The organism is uncultured Sulfitobacter sp. (genome assembly GCF_964021855.1).
GTDB lineage: Bacteria > Pseudomonadota > Alphaproteobacteria > Rhodobacterales > Rhodobacteraceae > Sulfitobacter.
On the sequence record NZ_CAXHZD010000003.1, the window covers coordinates 280,247 to 294,155 of the forward strand.

The 13,909-nt window shown below is 58.2% G+C and carries 15 protein-coding genes; 4 read left to right on the forward strand and 11 right to left on the reverse strand.

The annotated features are described in order from the left end of the window. Window positions 1-119 precede the first annotated feature (119 nt). On the reverse strand, window positions 120-1,292 hold the full coding sequence (locus tag AADJ11_RS11950) for an Ig-like domain-containing protein (protein WP_341234739.1): 1,173 nt from the start codon (window positions 1,290-1,292) through the stop codon (window positions 120-122). A gap of 110 nt (window positions 1,293-1,402) precedes the next feature. Here AADJ11_RS11950 and AADJ11_RS11955 point away from each other — a divergent pair, with 110 nt between their 5' ends. Continuing rightward, window positions 1,403-1,954, forward strand: a complete 552-nt coding sequence (locus AADJ11_RS11955; protein WP_341234740.1) for a TIGR00730 family Rossman fold protein — start codon at window positions 1,403-1,405, stop codon at window positions 1,952-1,954. A gap of 271 nt (window positions 1,955-2,225) precedes the next feature. Here AADJ11_RS11955 and AADJ11_RS11960 read toward each other — a convergent pair whose 3' ends face one another. The 7 genes from AADJ11_RS11960 to AADJ11_RS11990 all read right to left on the reverse strand — a co-directional run bounded on the left by AADJ11_RS11960 (window position 2,226) and on the right by AADJ11_RS11990 (window position 9,327). Further along, the gene (locus tag AADJ11_RS11960) at window positions 2,226-2,681 is read right to left on the reverse strand and encodes a host attachment family protein (protein WP_341234741.1); all 456 of its coding nucleotides are present in this window, start codon (window positions 2,679-2,681) and stop codon (window positions 2,226-2,228) included. Between the two features lie 120 nt (window positions 2,682-2,801). After that, window positions 2,802-3,401 carry a superoxide dismutase gene (locus tag AADJ11_RS11965; protein WP_341234742.1) on the reverse strand — a complete coding sequence of 200 codons (600 nt, stop codon included), beginning with the start codon at window positions 3,399-3,401 and terminating at the stop codon, window positions 2,802-2,804. Window positions 3,402-3,606: 205 nt separating this feature from the next. Further along, a complete protein-coding gene (locus tag AADJ11_RS11970) occupies window positions 3,607-4,182 on the reverse strand; it encodes a sarcosine oxidase subunit gamma family protein (protein ID WP_341234743.1) in 576 nt (191 codons plus the stop codon). Further along, the gene (locus tag AADJ11_RS11975; protein ID WP_341234744.1) at window positions 4,175-7,192 is read right to left on the reverse strand and encodes a sarcosine oxidase subunit alpha family protein; all 3,018 of its coding nucleotides are present in this window, start codon (window positions 7,190-7,192) and stop codon (window positions 4,175-4,177) included. Before AADJ11_RS11975 ends, AADJ11_RS11970 begins: the two co-directional genes overlap by 8 nt. Window positions 7,193-7,268: 76 nt before the next feature. Next, a complete protein-coding gene (locus AADJ11_RS11980) occupies window positions 7,269-7,598 on the reverse strand; it encodes a sarcosine oxidase subunit delta (protein WP_341234745.1) in 330 nt (109 codons plus the stop codon). Between the two features lie 93 nt (window positions 7,599-7,691). After that, window positions 7,692-7,985: a hypothetical protein gene (locus tag AADJ11_RS11985; protein ID WP_341234746.1), complete on the reverse strand. Its 294-nt coding sequence runs from the start codon at window positions 7,983-7,985 to the stop codon at window positions 7,692-7,694. A 97-nt stretch (window positions 7,986-8,082) separates the two neighbouring features. After that, window positions 8,083-9,327 carry a sarcosine oxidase subunit beta family protein gene (locus AADJ11_RS11990; protein ID WP_341234747.1) on the reverse strand — a complete coding sequence of 415 codons (1,245 nt, stop codon included), beginning with the start codon at window positions 9,325-9,327 and terminating at the stop codon, window positions 8,083-8,085. 222 nt (window positions 9,328-9,549) lie between these two features. Here AADJ11_RS11990 and ccmI point away from each other — a divergent pair, with 222 nt between their 5' ends. From ccmI to AADJ11_RS12005, 3 genes are read left to right on the forward strand one after another with little or no spacing between them, the layout of a single operon-like run. Continuing rightward, complete coding sequence (ccmI, locus tag AADJ11_RS11995; protein ID WP_341234748.1) at window positions 9,550-10,788, forward strand: c-type cytochrome biogenesis protein CcmI; 1,239 nt, start codon at window positions 9,550-9,552, stop codon at window positions 10,786-10,788. Continuing rightward, a complete protein-coding gene (gene ruvX, locus AADJ11_RS12000) occupies window positions 10,785-11,270 on the forward strand; it encodes a Holliday junction resolvase RuvX (RefSeq protein WP_341234749.1) in 486 nt (161 codons plus the stop codon). The genes ccmI and ruvX overlap by 4 nt, the downstream gene beginning before the upstream one ends. Continuing rightward, window positions 11,267-11,506, forward strand: coding sequence for a DUF1289 domain-containing protein (locus AADJ11_RS12005; RefSeq protein WP_341234750.1), 240 nt, complete (start codon window positions 11,267-11,269; stop codon window positions 11,504-11,506). Before ruvX ends, AADJ11_RS12005 begins: the two co-directional genes overlap by 4 nt. 5 nt (window positions 11,507-11,511) lie before the next feature. On the opposite strand, the gene AADJ11_RS12010 is transcribed toward AADJ11_RS12005, so the two are convergent. From AADJ11_RS12010 to dusA, 3 genes are all read right to left on the reverse strand, one after another. After that, complete coding sequence (locus AADJ11_RS12010) at window positions 11,512-11,715, reverse strand: hypothetical protein (RefSeq protein WP_341234751.1); 204 nt, start codon at window positions 11,713-11,715, stop codon at window positions 11,512-11,514. Window positions 11,716-11,922: 207 nt separating this feature from the next. Continuing rightward, window positions 11,923-12,744: a sulfite exporter TauE/SafE family protein gene (locus AADJ11_RS12015; protein ID WP_341234752.1), complete on the reverse strand. Its 822-nt coding sequence runs from the start codon at window positions 12,742-12,744 to the stop codon at window positions 11,923-11,925. Window positions 12,745-12,777: 33 nt separating this feature from the next. Beyond that, a complete protein-coding gene (dusA, locus tag AADJ11_RS12020) occupies window positions 12,778-13,797 on the reverse strand; it encodes a tRNA dihydrouridine(20/20a) synthase DusA (RefSeq protein ID WP_341234753.1) in 1,020 nt (339 codons plus the stop codon). Window positions 13,798-13,909 lie beyond the last annotated feature (112 nt).

Here is a 13,909-nt window from a genome sequence, read left to right on the forward strand (position 1 = left end):
CGCGGGTGGTATCGGCTGACATAAATTTTCCTGAATGCTTGCGTCACTACATAGGTCGCAAGCCACAGGGTTGCCAGAGCAACGGGCAAAATCATCACGCTAATTAGACGCCGCGCGCGTTAGTCGGGCAGATCGAAGACCTGACCGGGATAGATCAAATCGGGGTCGCGGATTGAATCTCTGTTCGCCTCGACCACGCGCAAATACAAAGTCGGGTCGCCATAGCGTTCGCGGGCAATGGCCCAAAGCGTCGCGCCTTCCTGCACTGTAACCTCTTTGATCGGGCCATCGTAATTGGCAGTGGCGCGGGCCAAGGTTTCGGCGCTTTCGCGTTTGAATGGTGTCTCCACGCGGCTGATCACGTCGCCGTCTTGGTTCAGCTCATCCACGCGCAGGGTATAGATGCCCGTATCGATCCCCTCGATATCACCGCGCCAGCGCCCTTCTTCGTTTACGGGCAATTTACCGACGGCTGCATTGTCCAGATACACCTGAACGGCGGTGCCTTTTGACTGGGCGCGCCCGGCAAGCTGGACCTCGCCCTGCTCGGAATATGTAATGGTGTCCAGTGCCACGCTTTGCGCCGCATCACGGGTTTCATCGGTTAACAGCTCCACCCCGTCCTGCGTCGATTTCAACAGCGCCACCTGCTGCGGTGCGTCGTCCTGCACGGTGGTTTCTGGGGCCGCATCAGCAGGGTCAGCCTGCACATTTTGAACCGTGGGTTCGTCGGTTTGCGCTTCGTTCTCAACGGCTTCTGATGTGGTTTGAATGTCTTCCTCAACCGCCGCAACATCGGGGGCCTTGGGCGTCATTGGGGCCAGAATAACCTCATCCTCGGAGCGGGTTTCGGTATCCTCGACTTCGGCCTCAAGGCTTAACACCTGCCCCTTTCCGTCGGGGGGGAGGATGGCGAGCGTTGCGAATTTTCCGGCGCTATCGGCGGTGGTTGTCGCGATCTCGGCTCCGTTACTAACCACCTTGACCTCGCTGCCCGGTGCGGCGCGGCCTGCGATGACCGTTACACCATCCGCATCGCGGCGCACCTCGTCAAAACGGGGTTTTTGTGGGGCTTGCTCGGCGCTCTCGACAACGGTTTCCGGCTTGGCAGAGGTTTCCGGTTCGGCAGGTTCGGGGGCCGCTGCGGATTGGGCTGCAGGTTGTGCGGTTTCTGACAGGTCGGCGTCAGGGGTAAGACTAGGAACAAAAAGGAGATATCCCGCCACGACCACAACCGCAGCAACAACAACCCCGCCCAAAACCTGAGCATTTCGCGATTGGAACACCGACATTACCACCACCCCTTGATACTCACCACATTGAGCCCTTGTAACAAGCAGGTTATCAAGGGTCAAAATAGAGCTGCACCGCAGTTTCACATTTGCTGACAAGGACCCCCGTCATGTTTCAAAAATCCATCTGCGTTTATTGCGGATCACGCCCCGGTGCGGACCCTGAATACATGGCCGCCGCGCAGGCCATGGGCCAGGGGTTGGCAGACAACAATTGGCGGCTGGTTTATGGGGCCGGTGATGTTGGGTTGATGGGTGCGGTGGCCCGTGCGGCACAGGATGCAGGCGCGATAACCTTTGGCGTGATCCCCGAGCATCTGGTCAAATGGGAGGTCGGGAAAACCGATCTGACCCAATACATCGTGACCGAAACGATGCACGAGCGCAAAAAGGTCATGTTCATGAACTGCGATGCGGTCGTCGTCCTGCCCGGCGGTGCCGGATCACTGGACGAGCTGTTCGAGGTGCTGACATGGCGGCAGTTGGGCCTGCATGAAAAGCCGGTAATTCTATTGAATACAAATGGTTACTGGGATCCGTTGATCCAACTTCTGGACCATGTTGTGGCGAACGGATTTGCGGATAAGACGTTGCTGGATTACTTTGTATCCGTCCCGGATGTAGATGCCGCGTTTAAGGCGCTGAAAACTTCCTTCGCCTGACATGCGCTTAGCTGCGGCTAATCTTTTCGATCGGCACAAACCGACGAACCTGCCAAATGCGGAGCTGTTACAGCACCAACTGTTAGCGCTGTGAGGGCGCATCTAAGCGCCCGTTCCTGTTATCCTATGTGGGGCAGACAGCCGACTGGACAGCGCATTTGCAGCTAGCCCATCGGCCGCCAGAAAAATCTAAAGCCGGCGTGGCTTACCTGCCCCGCCGGCTTTTTCGATGTTGCAAAAATATCTCGCTCTTGGCGGGCTTCACACAGAGCTATGCCGTCTCAAGCTCTGCCTTCACGATCTTTTCGATCTCGTCCATGGGATGGTTGGTCAGCGTCTTGGGAATTTCGCCAACAACTTTGGCCGCGACCTCTTGATGCATTTCATCGCGCAATTCGCCCAAGGTTTTCGGCGGTGCAACGATCACGATTCTTTCAAATTTCCCTTTGTGGACTTGCTTGTACAGGATTTCCGAAAGCTCGTGGGCAAAGCGGTCCTTTGACAGCTGATGCCAGTCGGTATCATCCACAGCCGACCGGTGTACGGACGGACCATCGTTAAAGCGCCCACGGCGGTTGGCGGCTTGATCCCGGTTTGGCGGGTTGTCCTGCTCTTCCTCGCGGAATACTTGCAAGAACGGGTCTTCGGCATCCGTCTCGTTCACCATGAACAGTGCTTTTTCACCGTCGGCGATCAGCACCCAGGTTCCGTTTTCCAGCTTTGCCATTTGTATGCTCCTGTCATGAGAGTTGCGTCATTAAGAAAACATTTCAAAAATACACTTGTTCCAAAGAAAAAGCCCCGCGAAAATTGTTCACGGGGCCTTCGATCTTAATGATTTAGCAAATTACATGCGCGAGGCGACGTTTTCCCAATCGACCAAGTTGTCGAGGAAGTTGGTCAAATAGTCAGGACGCGCGTTGCGGAAATCGATGTAATAGGAGTGTTCCCACACATCGCAGCCCAGCAATGCAGTTTGGCCAAAGCAAACGGGGTTCACGCCGTTTTCGGTTTTGGTAACCTTCAGGCCACCGTCTGTGTCTTTGACCAGCCACGCCCAGCCGGAACCGAACTGACCGGCACCAGCCGCTTTGAAATCATCCTTGAACTTGTCAACGGAACCAAAGCTTTCGGTGATGGCTTTTTCCAGCTCGGTCGGCATCGCGTTGCCTTTTGGCCCCATCATTTCCCAGAACTGGTTGTGGTTCCACAGCTGGCTGATGTTGTTGAAAATGCCGCTTTGGGCGACCGCTTTGGGATCGTAAGTGCCTTTGATGATCTCTTCGAGGGATTTGCCAGCCCATTCGGTGCCTTCAATCGCTTTGTTTCCGTTCACAACATAGGCATTGTGGTGCTTGTCGTGGTGATATTCCAGCGTTTCAGCAGACATGCCTTTGGAAGCAAGGGCGTCGTGGGCATAGGGAAGATCGGGAAGTGAAAAAGCCATTTTTTGGGCCTCCATTGATTAATTTCATCTGGGTCACATGAAGCCCCTCATGGCCTAAGGTCAAGGGGCAGGACGCAAAAGAACGTCGCCCCAAGACGCGCCATTAAGCACGGTTTCACCTGACGTCTTGGTACCCCAACAAATCAAAACCGCGCTAAGTTCCGTTATCACAACGGGTTTTATGCGCAGGCTGTGACTGCAAAGGTTAACTGCGGTGGTAATTCACCTCTGATCCGGGCTGTGCCGCGGTTTTCAGCAAATCAAAGACATATTGCGCGACCGACCGGAAACAGACCAGTTCTGCCGTATCATCATCAATCATCCAGAATGCCGCTGGCACCTGCGCAAGCCGCGTGCGCCGGATTGTACCGGGCGCAAAGACATCGGGGCTGGTATCAACCGGCGCAAGCTTGGCCAGAACCTCGCGGGTATGTGTGCCGGTAATGCGGAAAACAGCGCGGGCATCTGACACATTCACCGCCAAGGCATGATTGCTGCCAATGGCCTTTTGCAATGCCTCAAGGTTGGTCGCGACGTCCGCATAGGGGCCGATCAAGAGCAGCTCGTCGGGCGACATCCAAGCAACGCCTTTGCCGCCCTCCAGATTGATACCGCGCATCTCCGGCATAGCAACGCCGGTGATTTTTTTGACGGGTTTCTTCAGAAACCCAGCCGTCAGATCACCACGGAGCGAGATCATACCAATCGGATCAAGGGCGGTGATTTCCGCGATGCCTTGTGCGTAGGTGGCCCCTTGCAGGGCGCTGACGGGCTCAGACATTCTGCTTCTCCCCTTCTTTATCGTAAAACACCGGATCGACGATCTTTGCGTTGTAGGTTTTGCCATCGGTGCCGGGGAATTCCAGCACCTCGCCCATGCGGTCAGGGCCGTTCAGCACCAGACCCATGGCGATGCCTTTACACAGCGTTGGCGAATGATAGGTCGAGGTGACCCGCCCGATCATGTTGCGTTGGTTGTTTTCATTAACGCCCTCGCCCACGGCATAGGCCCCGTCTGGCAAGGTGCTGCCATCGGTTGTCTCAAGCCCTACCAATTTCCAGCGGGTCGGGTCCGCCATATGGCTGCGCTGCTGCGCGCGTTTGCCAAGGTAGTCGTCCTTCTTTTTCGAGATCGCCCAGTTCAGCCCCAGATCCTGCGGGATCACGGTGCCGTCGGTTTCGTCCCCGATCATAATGAAACCCTTTTCGGCGCGCAGAATGTGCAGACATTCCGTACCATAGGGCATTACGCCCAGATCATTGCCCGCAACCATCAACGCATCCCAAAACGCTTGGCCCACGCCCGCGTCAACGGCAATTTCATAGCTCAGCTCGCCAGAGAACGAGATCCGGTAGATGCGGCATTTGAAGCCGCCAAGCTCGCCATCGACCCACTCCATAAAGCCAAGCGCGTCTTTGCTGACATCCATGCCACCCAGTTTTTCCAAACACTTGCGGGCATTGGGACCAACGACAGCGATCTGCGCATATTGCTCGGTCACATTGGCGACATAGACGTTCCAATCCCACCATTCGGTTTGCAGCCATTCCTCCATATGCTGGTGGATACGGTCCGCGCCGCCAGTCGTGGTGTGGCACAGGAAGGTGTCATCATCGATGCGCGCGACGACGCCATCATCGATCAAGAACCCGTTCTCAGAACACATCAGGCCATAGCGGCATTTGCCCGGTTTCAGGCTGCTCATCATATTGGTGTAGAGCATATCGAGGAACTTGCCCGCATCCGGCCCTTTGACGATGATCTTGCCCAAGGTCGACGCATCCAGCAGGCCCATGTTGGTGCGGGTGTTGGTAACTTCGCGCATCACCGCGTCATGGGTCGTCTCGCCGGGGCGGTTATAGGAATAGGGCCTGCGCCAATGGCCGACAGGTTCCCATTCGGCACCGTTGGCCGCGTGCCAGTCATGCATCGGCGTGCGGCGCAGCGGTTGGAACACGTCACCGCGCGCCTCGCCGCCAATCGCACCCATCGAAATCGGGTGGTATGGCGGGCGGAAGGTGGTCGTGCCCACGGTCGGAATATCCGCACCCAAGGCCCCCGCAAGGGTCGCAAGACCGTTGATATTGCTAAGCTTGCCCTGATCCGTCGCCATGCCAAGGGTAGTATAGCGTTTGGTGTGCTCGACGCTCACAAAACCCTCTTGGGCGGCAAGGCGCACGTCGGAAACCTTGACGTCGTTCTGGTAATCCAGCCACGTCTTTTCACGCAGCTTTACGTTGGCACCGTGGGGCATCATCCAGACGGGGGCCAAGGGGGTTTCCTCTTGACGCTCGGCATTCGGGGAAACCACATCAGCAGGCAGTTTGAAGCCCAAAGTCGTCACAACGCCATCCGCCGCCGCGTGGGCATCATGCAAGATATCGTCCAAGCCAAAGAAGCCCGCCGCAGCACCTGCGGCTGTGACAAACCCGTGCCCATCCGCACCAATGGGTGGGTGGTTCACATCAGGGCGGAAGGTCGCAAGGGCCGCGTCCCACACCAGCTTGCCGCCGCAATGGGACCACAGATGCACCACAGGCGACCAGCCGCCGGACATCGCGACCGCATCACATTCGATGGTTTCCAACACCGCGCCTTCGCCAGCTTGGCTGCAGACATTTACCGCAGTCACCCGTTTGCCACCTTGGACCGACGACACCGCGTGGCCCATCATGACGCGAATGCCCAACTCTTTGGCGCGGGCCATCAGGGTGGAATCCTCGGGCAACACGCGGGCATCAAGGATGGCAGGCACGTTCAGGCCAGCCTCGGTCAGCGCGATTGCCGTGCGATACGCATCGTCGTTATTCGTGACCACCACGGTGCGGTCGCCGACGGAAACGCCATAATTCACCAGATAATCCCGCACAGCTGCCGCCAGCATGACGCCCGGTATGTCATTGCCCGCAAAGGACAATGGCCGTTCAATCGCACCGGTTGCGGTGATGATGTGACCCGCGCGGATGCGCCACAAACGGTGGCGTGGGCCTTGGGCCTCGGGCGCGTGGTCGGTCAGGTGTTCATAGCCCAGCACATAGCCGTGGTCATAGACCCCTGCCCCCATCACGCGGGTCCGCATCTGGACGTTTTCCATCGCAGACAATTCGCTAACCAGCCCGTCGATATGCGCGGTGACCGAAGCCCCTTCGACCGTGCCGCCATCAACGGGCGCGCGGCCACCCCAATGGGCAGTTTGTTCCAGCAAGATCACCTTGGACCCGGCACGCGCGGCCGTGCGCGCAGCCTCGAGCCCTGCAATACCGCCACCGATGATCAACACATCGCAAAAGGCGTGGAAATGCTCATAGCTATCCGCATCTTGTTCTTTTGGCGCTTTACCCAGACCGGCGGAGTGACGGATGATTGGCTCATACACATGCTTCCAGAACGGACGCGGATGGATGAACATCTTGTAGTAAAAGCCCGCAGGCAGGAACCGGCTGAGGTGCTTGTTGATTGCGCCCACATCGAATTCGAGGCTGGGCCAATGGTTCTGGCTGGCCGCTTCGAGCCCATCAAACAGTTCGGCCGTGGTGGCGCGTTGGTTGGGTTCAAACCGCCCGCCACGACCAAGGTTCATCAGCGCATTGGGTTCTTCTGGGCCCGCCGCGACAATGCCGCGCGGGCGGTGATATTTGAACGACCGGCCCACCAGCATCTGGTCATTGGCCAAGAGCGCCGACGCCAGCGTGTCCCCCTCGTAGCCGCGCAACTGTTTGCCGTTGAACGAAAAACTGACAGCGTTGGATTTATTGAGCAGGCGGCCGCCTGTGGCAATTCTGGTGCTCATGGGTCTAACCTTGGTGTTTGCGGAGGGCGCGGATGCCTCCGGCGGGAGTTTTTTGGGCAAAATGAAACAGCGGCATCTATGCGGTCTCGGGCGGCTGCCAATCGGGGCGGCGGTCGGTGATTTTGTCGATGATATCTTGGGGGATCATGCTGGTTTGGGCGGTGTAGGTGCCAAAGATTTCCAGCGTCGTTGTATCGCGGGCAGCGTGAAACCATTTGCCGCAACCATAGACATGCCGCCAGCGCTCAAAGTGCACGCCCTTGGGGTTTTCGCGCATAAACAGGTATTTTTCAAATTCATCATCCGATGCGCCGGGGCCGTGCCGGGTTAGATGCGCCTCTCCTCCTGCGTGGAATTCGGTTTCTTCGGCGGTGATGCCGCAGTTGGGACAGGTGAGGATTAGCATGGGACGCTCCTTTGGCAGGTTGCGCGAAACGCAAAAAAGCCGACCCCGCGTGCGGGATCGACTTTGGTCGCGAAAGAATGGTGTGTGGTCGGCTTAGTTGCCGGTAGCGGAGTCAGCTGCGTCTTCGACGGATTCAGCCGCGGATTCTGCGGCGTTCCCAACGGAGTCTGCCGCGTTTTCCATCGCATCGCCGGAACCTTCAACGGTAACGTTGATGTCGTTGGACGTATCCATCGGATCGCCGTCCGAAAAGTAGTAGAAGCCGAAGCCCAGAACCAAGACAACAAGGACACCGATGATGATGCCGGTGCTGGTGCCGTTGGTTTTGTTAACCGTGGTGTGCGGTGTTTGCCTGTGGGGTGTTTGGTTATGCTCTGGTGTTGCCATTGTACTGATCCTTCATAAACTCTGTATGAAGACACAACACCGTGAACGGGGGAATTGTTCCCGCCGCACTGTTGGTTTGTGACAACCGAGCAAACCATCAGTGCGCAACCCCCGCCGCCACGCTTTCATCAATGAACCGACCCTCTTGGAAACGGTTCAGCCCGAAGGCGTCTGTCAGCGGCGAGCGGCCTTTGGCCATCAGTTCAGCCATGGCCCAGCCGGACCCCGGGATCGCCTTGAAGCCGCCGGTGCCCCAGCCGCAATTGATGAACACGCCCTCAACCGGGGTTTTGCTGAGGATCGGAGAGCGGTCGCCGGTGACATCCACGATGCCGCCCCATTGGCGCAGCATCTTGAGGCGCGACACCATCGGAAAGGTCTCGATCAGGGCGCGGACGGTTTCCTCGATATGGTGGAAAGACCCACGTTGGGTGTAGTTGTTATAGCCGTCGGTGCCGCCGCCGATGACCATTTCGCCCTTATCAGACTGCGACATATAGCCGTGCACGGTGTTGGCCATCACGACCACATCCATGCAGGGTTTGATCGGTTCCGACACCAGCGCCTGCAGCGAGACGGATTCGATCGGCAGCCGGAAACCGGCCATATCGGCCAGATGGCCGGAGTGGCCCGCGACGACCATGCCCAGCTTGTCGCAATCGATGTCACCGCGGTTGGTGGACACGCCCACGACCTTGCCCTCCTCAGACCGGATGCCGGTGACTTCGCATTTCTGGATCACGTCCATGCCCATGTCGGAACACGCCCGCGCATAGCCCCACGCCACCGCATCGTGGCGGGCCGTGCCGCCGCGCGCCTGCCACAAGCCGCCCAAAACGGGATAGCGTGGACCGTCGAGGTTGATGATCGGCACCAGTTCTTTGACCCGCGCGGGGCTGATGAATTCGGTTTTGACGCCTTGCAACGCGTTGGCGTGGGCCGTGCGTTGATAGCCGCGCACCTCGTGATGGGTTTGGGCCAGCATGATCACGCCGCGCGGCGAGAACATGACGTTATAGTTCAAGTCCTGGCTCATCGTCTCGTAAAGGCTGCGGGCCTTTTCATAGATCGCGGCGGACGGGTCTTGGAGGTAGTTCGAGCGGATGATTGTTGTGTTACGGCCAGTGTTGCCGCCACCCAGCCAGCCCTTTTCCAGGATCGCCACATTGGTGATGCCAAAGTTTTTGCCCAGGTAATAGGCCGTTGCCAGCCCGTGCCCGCCTGCCCCGATGATGATCGCGTCATAGCGTTTCTTGGGCTGCGCGTCGCGCCATGCCCGTGTCCAACCTGTGTGGTGGCGCAGTGCTTCGCGGGCGATGGCAAAGGCGGAATACTTTTTCATAAAGGACGGTCCCCGGCATGGATTCGCACGCGGCTGTGTGCTTGGGTTCTTTCTGGGTGAGCAGGCAGAAAAGAGGATACTCTGCGCGGCATTCCGTATCAGTTTTACGACATCCCCTGCAATCGCACAAATCGCAAAACAGGGTGCTGCAATATGGCCCCTTTTTTCACGGCGCAACACGGTTTAGATGTGCGGTCTACTGAATGAATGGACCCGACCCGTATGAATTTCTGGATCATCGCCGCCGCTGGTGCCACCCTTGTGACCATTTTGCTGATCCGCGCCCTGTGGCGTGGCGCGGCAGTACAGGCCCCGTCGCGGGTCGAACAAGACGTGCAAGTGTACCGCGACCAACTGGCCGAGGTTGAACGCGAGGTTGCGCGGGGTGTGTTGTCGTCTGAAGATGCAGCGCGGGCCAAGACCGAGATATCGCGCCGCATTCTGGCCGCTGACAAGGGCCGTACCGCGGATGTGCAGGTCGGGCGCGCGCCGTCGAAAGTGCTGATGGCGGTGATTGCATTGGCGCTGATCGGCGGCAGCTTGTTTATGTATTCTAGGCTGGGCGCGCCGGGCTATGGCGATCTGGCGCTGAAAGACCGCATCGCTTTCGCCAAGACGTTGCGTGAGACCCGCCCCAGTCAGGCTGATGCCGTTGCGGGTATTCCCCAAGCCTCGGTCGGGGCCGAGCTAAGCGCCGAATACGAGACTTTGCTGGCGCGGCTGCGCGAAACCGTTGCGACACGGCCCGATGATGTGCAGGGGCAAACTTTGCTGGCGCAGAACGAGGCGCGGATTGGCAATTACGCTGCCGCCGCTGATGCGCAATCCGCCGTGGTGCGTCTGAAAGGGGCCGATGCGTCGACCGAAGAGGTCGTGAATTACGCCGAGTTATTGATCATGGCAGCAGGTGGATATGTCTCGCCCGAGGCCGAGGCGGTCTTGCGCGCCGTGTTGACCCGCGATGCCGAGAACGGGACCGCCAGCTATTACTGGGGCCTGATGTTGATCCAGACCGGGCGGCCCGATCAAGGCTTTCGGATTTGGGATGGATTGCTGCGCCGTGGCCCTGCCGATGCGCCCTGGATTGAACCCATATTGGGGCAAATCGAACCTGTCGCCGATCTGGCCGGGGTCGACTATACCATACCAGAGATCGGCACCGGTACGCGCCAAAGCGACCTGCCCGGCCCGTCGCAGGATGATATTGAAGCGGCCCAAGACATGACCCCGGCCGCGCGGATGGAGATGATTGGCGCAATGGTAGACGGGTTGTCAGAGCGTTTGGCGACCGAAGGCGGCCCTGCCGAAGACTGGGCGCGCCTGATATCGAGTCTTGGCGTGTTGGGGCAGACCGACCGTGCCCAGGCGATATATGACAACGCGATGGACGTCTTTGCGGGTGATCCTGCATCGACCGATATGATTGCGCGCGCGGGCGAAAAGGCGAATTTGATAAAATGATCTATGAAGACATCACTGAATTCGCCGCCGCCCTGCCCCCGATGCAGGCGCTGATCGGGTTGGACTTGGGTGAAAAAACCATCGGCGTGGCGGTCAGCGATAGCTTTCTGTCGATTGCGACCCCGCTTGAAACCGTGCGGCGCAAGAAATTCGGCATCGATGCGGCGCGGTTGGCCGAGATCATCGCAGACCGGCGCATTGGCGGGCTGATCCTTGGATTGCCGCGTAATATGGACGGATCAGAAGGCGCGCGCTGCCAATCGACCCGCGCTTTTGCGCGCAATTTCGACAGGCTGGGTGATATTCCCATCGGATATTGGGATGAACGGCTTAGCACTGTTGCCGCCGAACGCGCCCTGCTCGAGGCGGATACGTCACGCAAACGTCGCGCCGAGGTGATTGATCACGTGGCGGCAGGGTATATCTTGCAAGGTGTATTGGATCGTTTGCGCGTGTTGCGCATGCAAGGGGGCGCGGCATGACAGACGAGGTCTGGAAACGGGACGAGGTCGAAAGCCCCTGCGTCAAGCTGTGCGTTGTGCATCCGGAGACGCGGCTTTGTACCGGATGTCTTAGATCTATTGATGAGATTGGTGCATGGTCCCGGATGACGCCTGAAACACGGCGTCAGATCATGGATGAATTGCCGTCGCGCGCAGGCGCGCATTCAAAACGGCGCGGTGGTCGGGCCGCTAAACTGGCCAGACAGCAAGATTAAATCGTTTACTGCGCGACGCTGTACAGAAAATCCAACAACAGGTCGCTGGTTTGTGCCCCTTCACAGGCAGAGGGGCCAAAGTTGTCATTCGCAGCCGTCATATGCGCAATTTGCTGAAACTGCTGTGCCGCTGTCCAATGGCCGCACACCAGCGCTTTGGGTGTGAATGCGATCACGTTCGTGTCTTGGTTTTCAACTTTCGCTGTCATTGCACTGTCTCTCAATTCGATACCACGCTGATTCTGTCGCGTGGTGTTAGTCTCGGAATTTTAGCTTCCGATTTGATTAACTAACCTTCGAGTTAAGGCGAGATTGCGGCAACACCGAGGTATTTGCACGTAATTGCGAACCAATTCAGCAGTATTGTTTCTAATTGAGCAGTTTAATCATGAACGACGGCACAGAAAGCCCGTCGATCAAAGACCCAGCGATTTACGCAACATGTTCAACGCAACAAGGATCAAGAACACCGCAAACACCCGCTTGAGCGGCTTCGGGTCCATGGCATGGGCTAGTTTCACACCCAGCGGCGCGGTCATCAGCGTCATCGCAATCACAATCGCAAAGGTGGGCAGGTTCACCGCGCCAACTGTCCAAGGCGGGCTATTTTCAGGGGATGCTACCAGCAAAAACCCGATCACCGATGGCACTGCAATCAGCACACCAAACCCGGCGGCCGTGGCGACGGCACGGTGGATCGGCACGTTAAACAGGCTCATCAGCGGCACGCCAAAGCTGCCCCCGCCGATCCCCATCAGCACCGATAAAAACCCGACCGACGGCGACAGCGTGGCACGCGCCACACCCGTTGGCATCGCCTGACCCAAGCGCCATTCCGACCGGCCAAACGCCATGTACAACCCGACAATCAACGCCAGCCCGCCAAAGATCCCTTGCAGGACCGAGGTACGCAACTGCGCGACGGTCAGCATGCCAATCACCGCCCCGATCACAATGCCCGGTGCCCATGTTTTCAGGATATCCCAATCGACCGCGCCCTTTTTATTATGGCTGTGCACCGACCGAAGGGACGTCACAATGATTGTCGCAAGCGAGGTCGCCAGACACATCTGCATCAACTGCGGCCCGTCAAAACCAAGGGTTTGGAACGCATAGAAAAACGCGGGCACCAAGACGATACCACCGCCCACACCCAACAGCCCGGCCAACACACCGGCAAAGGCCCCGATAAACAGGATCAGGACAATCATTTGAACTAAAAGGGATGTATCGGTCATGGCGCAGGGCTCCGTTAATGCTTGCCCTTGGTGCTACACCGCTTTTTGCGCCTCTGCCAGCGTTTGCATCGCATCCAGCGCATCAATCAAAACCTGACGGTCTGCCTGCGGGCCTGATGCGTTTTCCGACAGCATCCGCCGCCAGACCCGTGCACCGGGCCGCCCCGCGAATAGCCCCATCATATGCCGGGTGATCTGGTTCAAACGCCCACCGCCCGCAATATGCGCGTCAATATAGGGCAGCATTTGCGCAACGGCGGCTTCGGCCGTGGTATCCTCGCCCTGCCCGTAAATCCGCCGATCCGCCTGACACAAAATATCAGCCGGACTGTGATAGGCACTGCGCCCGACCATCACACCGTCCAAGCCGCCGTCCAGAAACGCCTCGGCCTGATCCAGCGATGTGATCCCACCGTTGACCGAGATATGCAGGTTCGAAAACAGCCCCTTCATCCGGTGCACAAGGTCATAATCCAAGGGCGGAATATCGCGGTTTTCCTTGGGGCTTAACCCCTTGAGCCACGCCTTGCGGGCGTGAATGGTCACACGTTCACACCCCGCCCCCACAATATGCGCCAGAAATTCCGGCAGCACGGTTTCGGGGTCCTGATCATCCACGCCAATGCGGCATTTCACGGTCACTTCGACATCAACCGCCCTGCGCATCGCCGCCACGCATTTGGCGACCAAGGCCGGCTGCTCCATCAACACGGCCCCGAAACTGCCCGATTGCACACGGTCAGACGGACAGCCGACATTAAGGTTAATCTCGTCATACCCTGCCTGCGCGCCCAACCGCGCGGCCTCGGCCAGCTCTGCCGGGTCAGACCCGCCCAGTTGAAGCGCCACCGGATGCTCTTGCGGGTTATGATCCAACAAATGCAACGCCCCGCCGCGCACCAACGCAGGCGACGTCACCATTTCGGTATAAAGCAACGTGTGCTTTGACATCAGCCGGTGCAGATAGCGGCAATGGCGATCCGTCCAGTCCATCATGGGTGCCACGGAGAGGCGTGCATTTCGGCTGAGGATATATCTATTATTTTCAGACACTCACGAAACCCATGTGCTGTGCGACTGGCAATATGTGTAGATAGGGGGAAATTGGAGGGACGACAATAGGGGGTAGGACATCCTGCTTTTCCGGTGCTGTTGCATAATTTTG

Excerpts from the sequence above, each read along its gene's own strand:
- AADJ11_RS11950 (WP_341234739.1), bottom strand. The coding sequence starts at position 1,292 with ATGTCGGTGTTCCAATCGCGAAATGCTCAGGTTTTGGGCGGGGTTGTT.
- AADJ11_RS11955 (WP_341234740.1), top strand. The coding sequence starts at position 1,403 with ATGTTTCAAAAATCCATCTGCGTTTATTGCGGATCACGCCCCGGTGCG.
- AADJ11_RS11960 (WP_341234741.1), bottom strand. The coding sequence starts at position 2,681 with ATGGCAAAGCTGGAAAACGGAACCTGGGTGCTGATCGCCGACGGTGAA.
- AADJ11_RS11965 (WP_341234742.1), bottom strand. The coding sequence starts at position 3,401 with ATGGCTTTTTCACTTCCCGATCTTCCCTATGCCCACGACGCCCTTGCT.
- AADJ11_RS11970 (WP_341234743.1), bottom strand. The coding sequence starts at position 4,182 with ATGTCTGAGCCCGTCAGCGCCCTGCAAGGGGCCACCTACGCACAAGGC.
- AADJ11_RS11975 (WP_341234744.1), bottom strand. The coding sequence starts at position 7,192 with ATGAGCACCAGAATTGCCACAGGCGGCCGCCTGCTCAATAAATCCAAC.
- AADJ11_RS11980 (WP_341234745.1), bottom strand. The coding sequence starts at position 7,598 with ATGCTAATCCTCACCTGTCCCAACTGCGGCATCACCGCCGAAGAAACC.
- AADJ11_RS11985 (WP_341234746.1), bottom strand. The coding sequence starts at position 7,985 with ATGGCAACACCAGAGCATAACCAAACACCCCACAGGCAAACACCGCAC.
- AADJ11_RS11990 (WP_341234747.1), bottom strand. The coding sequence starts at position 9,327 with ATGAAAAAGTATTCCGCCTTTGCCATCGCCCGCGAAGCACTGCGCCAC.
- ccmI (WP_341234748.1), top strand. The coding sequence starts at position 9,550 with ATGAATTTCTGGATCATCGCCGCCGCTGGTGCCACCCTTGTGACCATT.
- ruvX (WP_341234749.1), top strand. The coding sequence starts at position 10,785 with ATGATCTATGAAGACATCACTGAATTCGCCGCCGCCCTGCCCCCGATG.
- AADJ11_RS12005 (WP_341234750.1), top strand. The coding sequence starts at position 11,267 with ATGACAGACGAGGTCTGGAAACGGGACGAGGTCGAAAGCCCCTGCGTC.
- AADJ11_RS12010 (WP_341234751.1), bottom strand. The coding sequence starts at position 11,715 with ATGACAGCGAAAGTTGAAAACCAAGACACGAACGTGATCGCATTCACA.
- AADJ11_RS12015 (WP_341234752.1), bottom strand. The coding sequence starts at position 12,744 with ATGACCGATACATCCCTTTTAGTTCAAATGATTGTCCTGATCCTGTTT.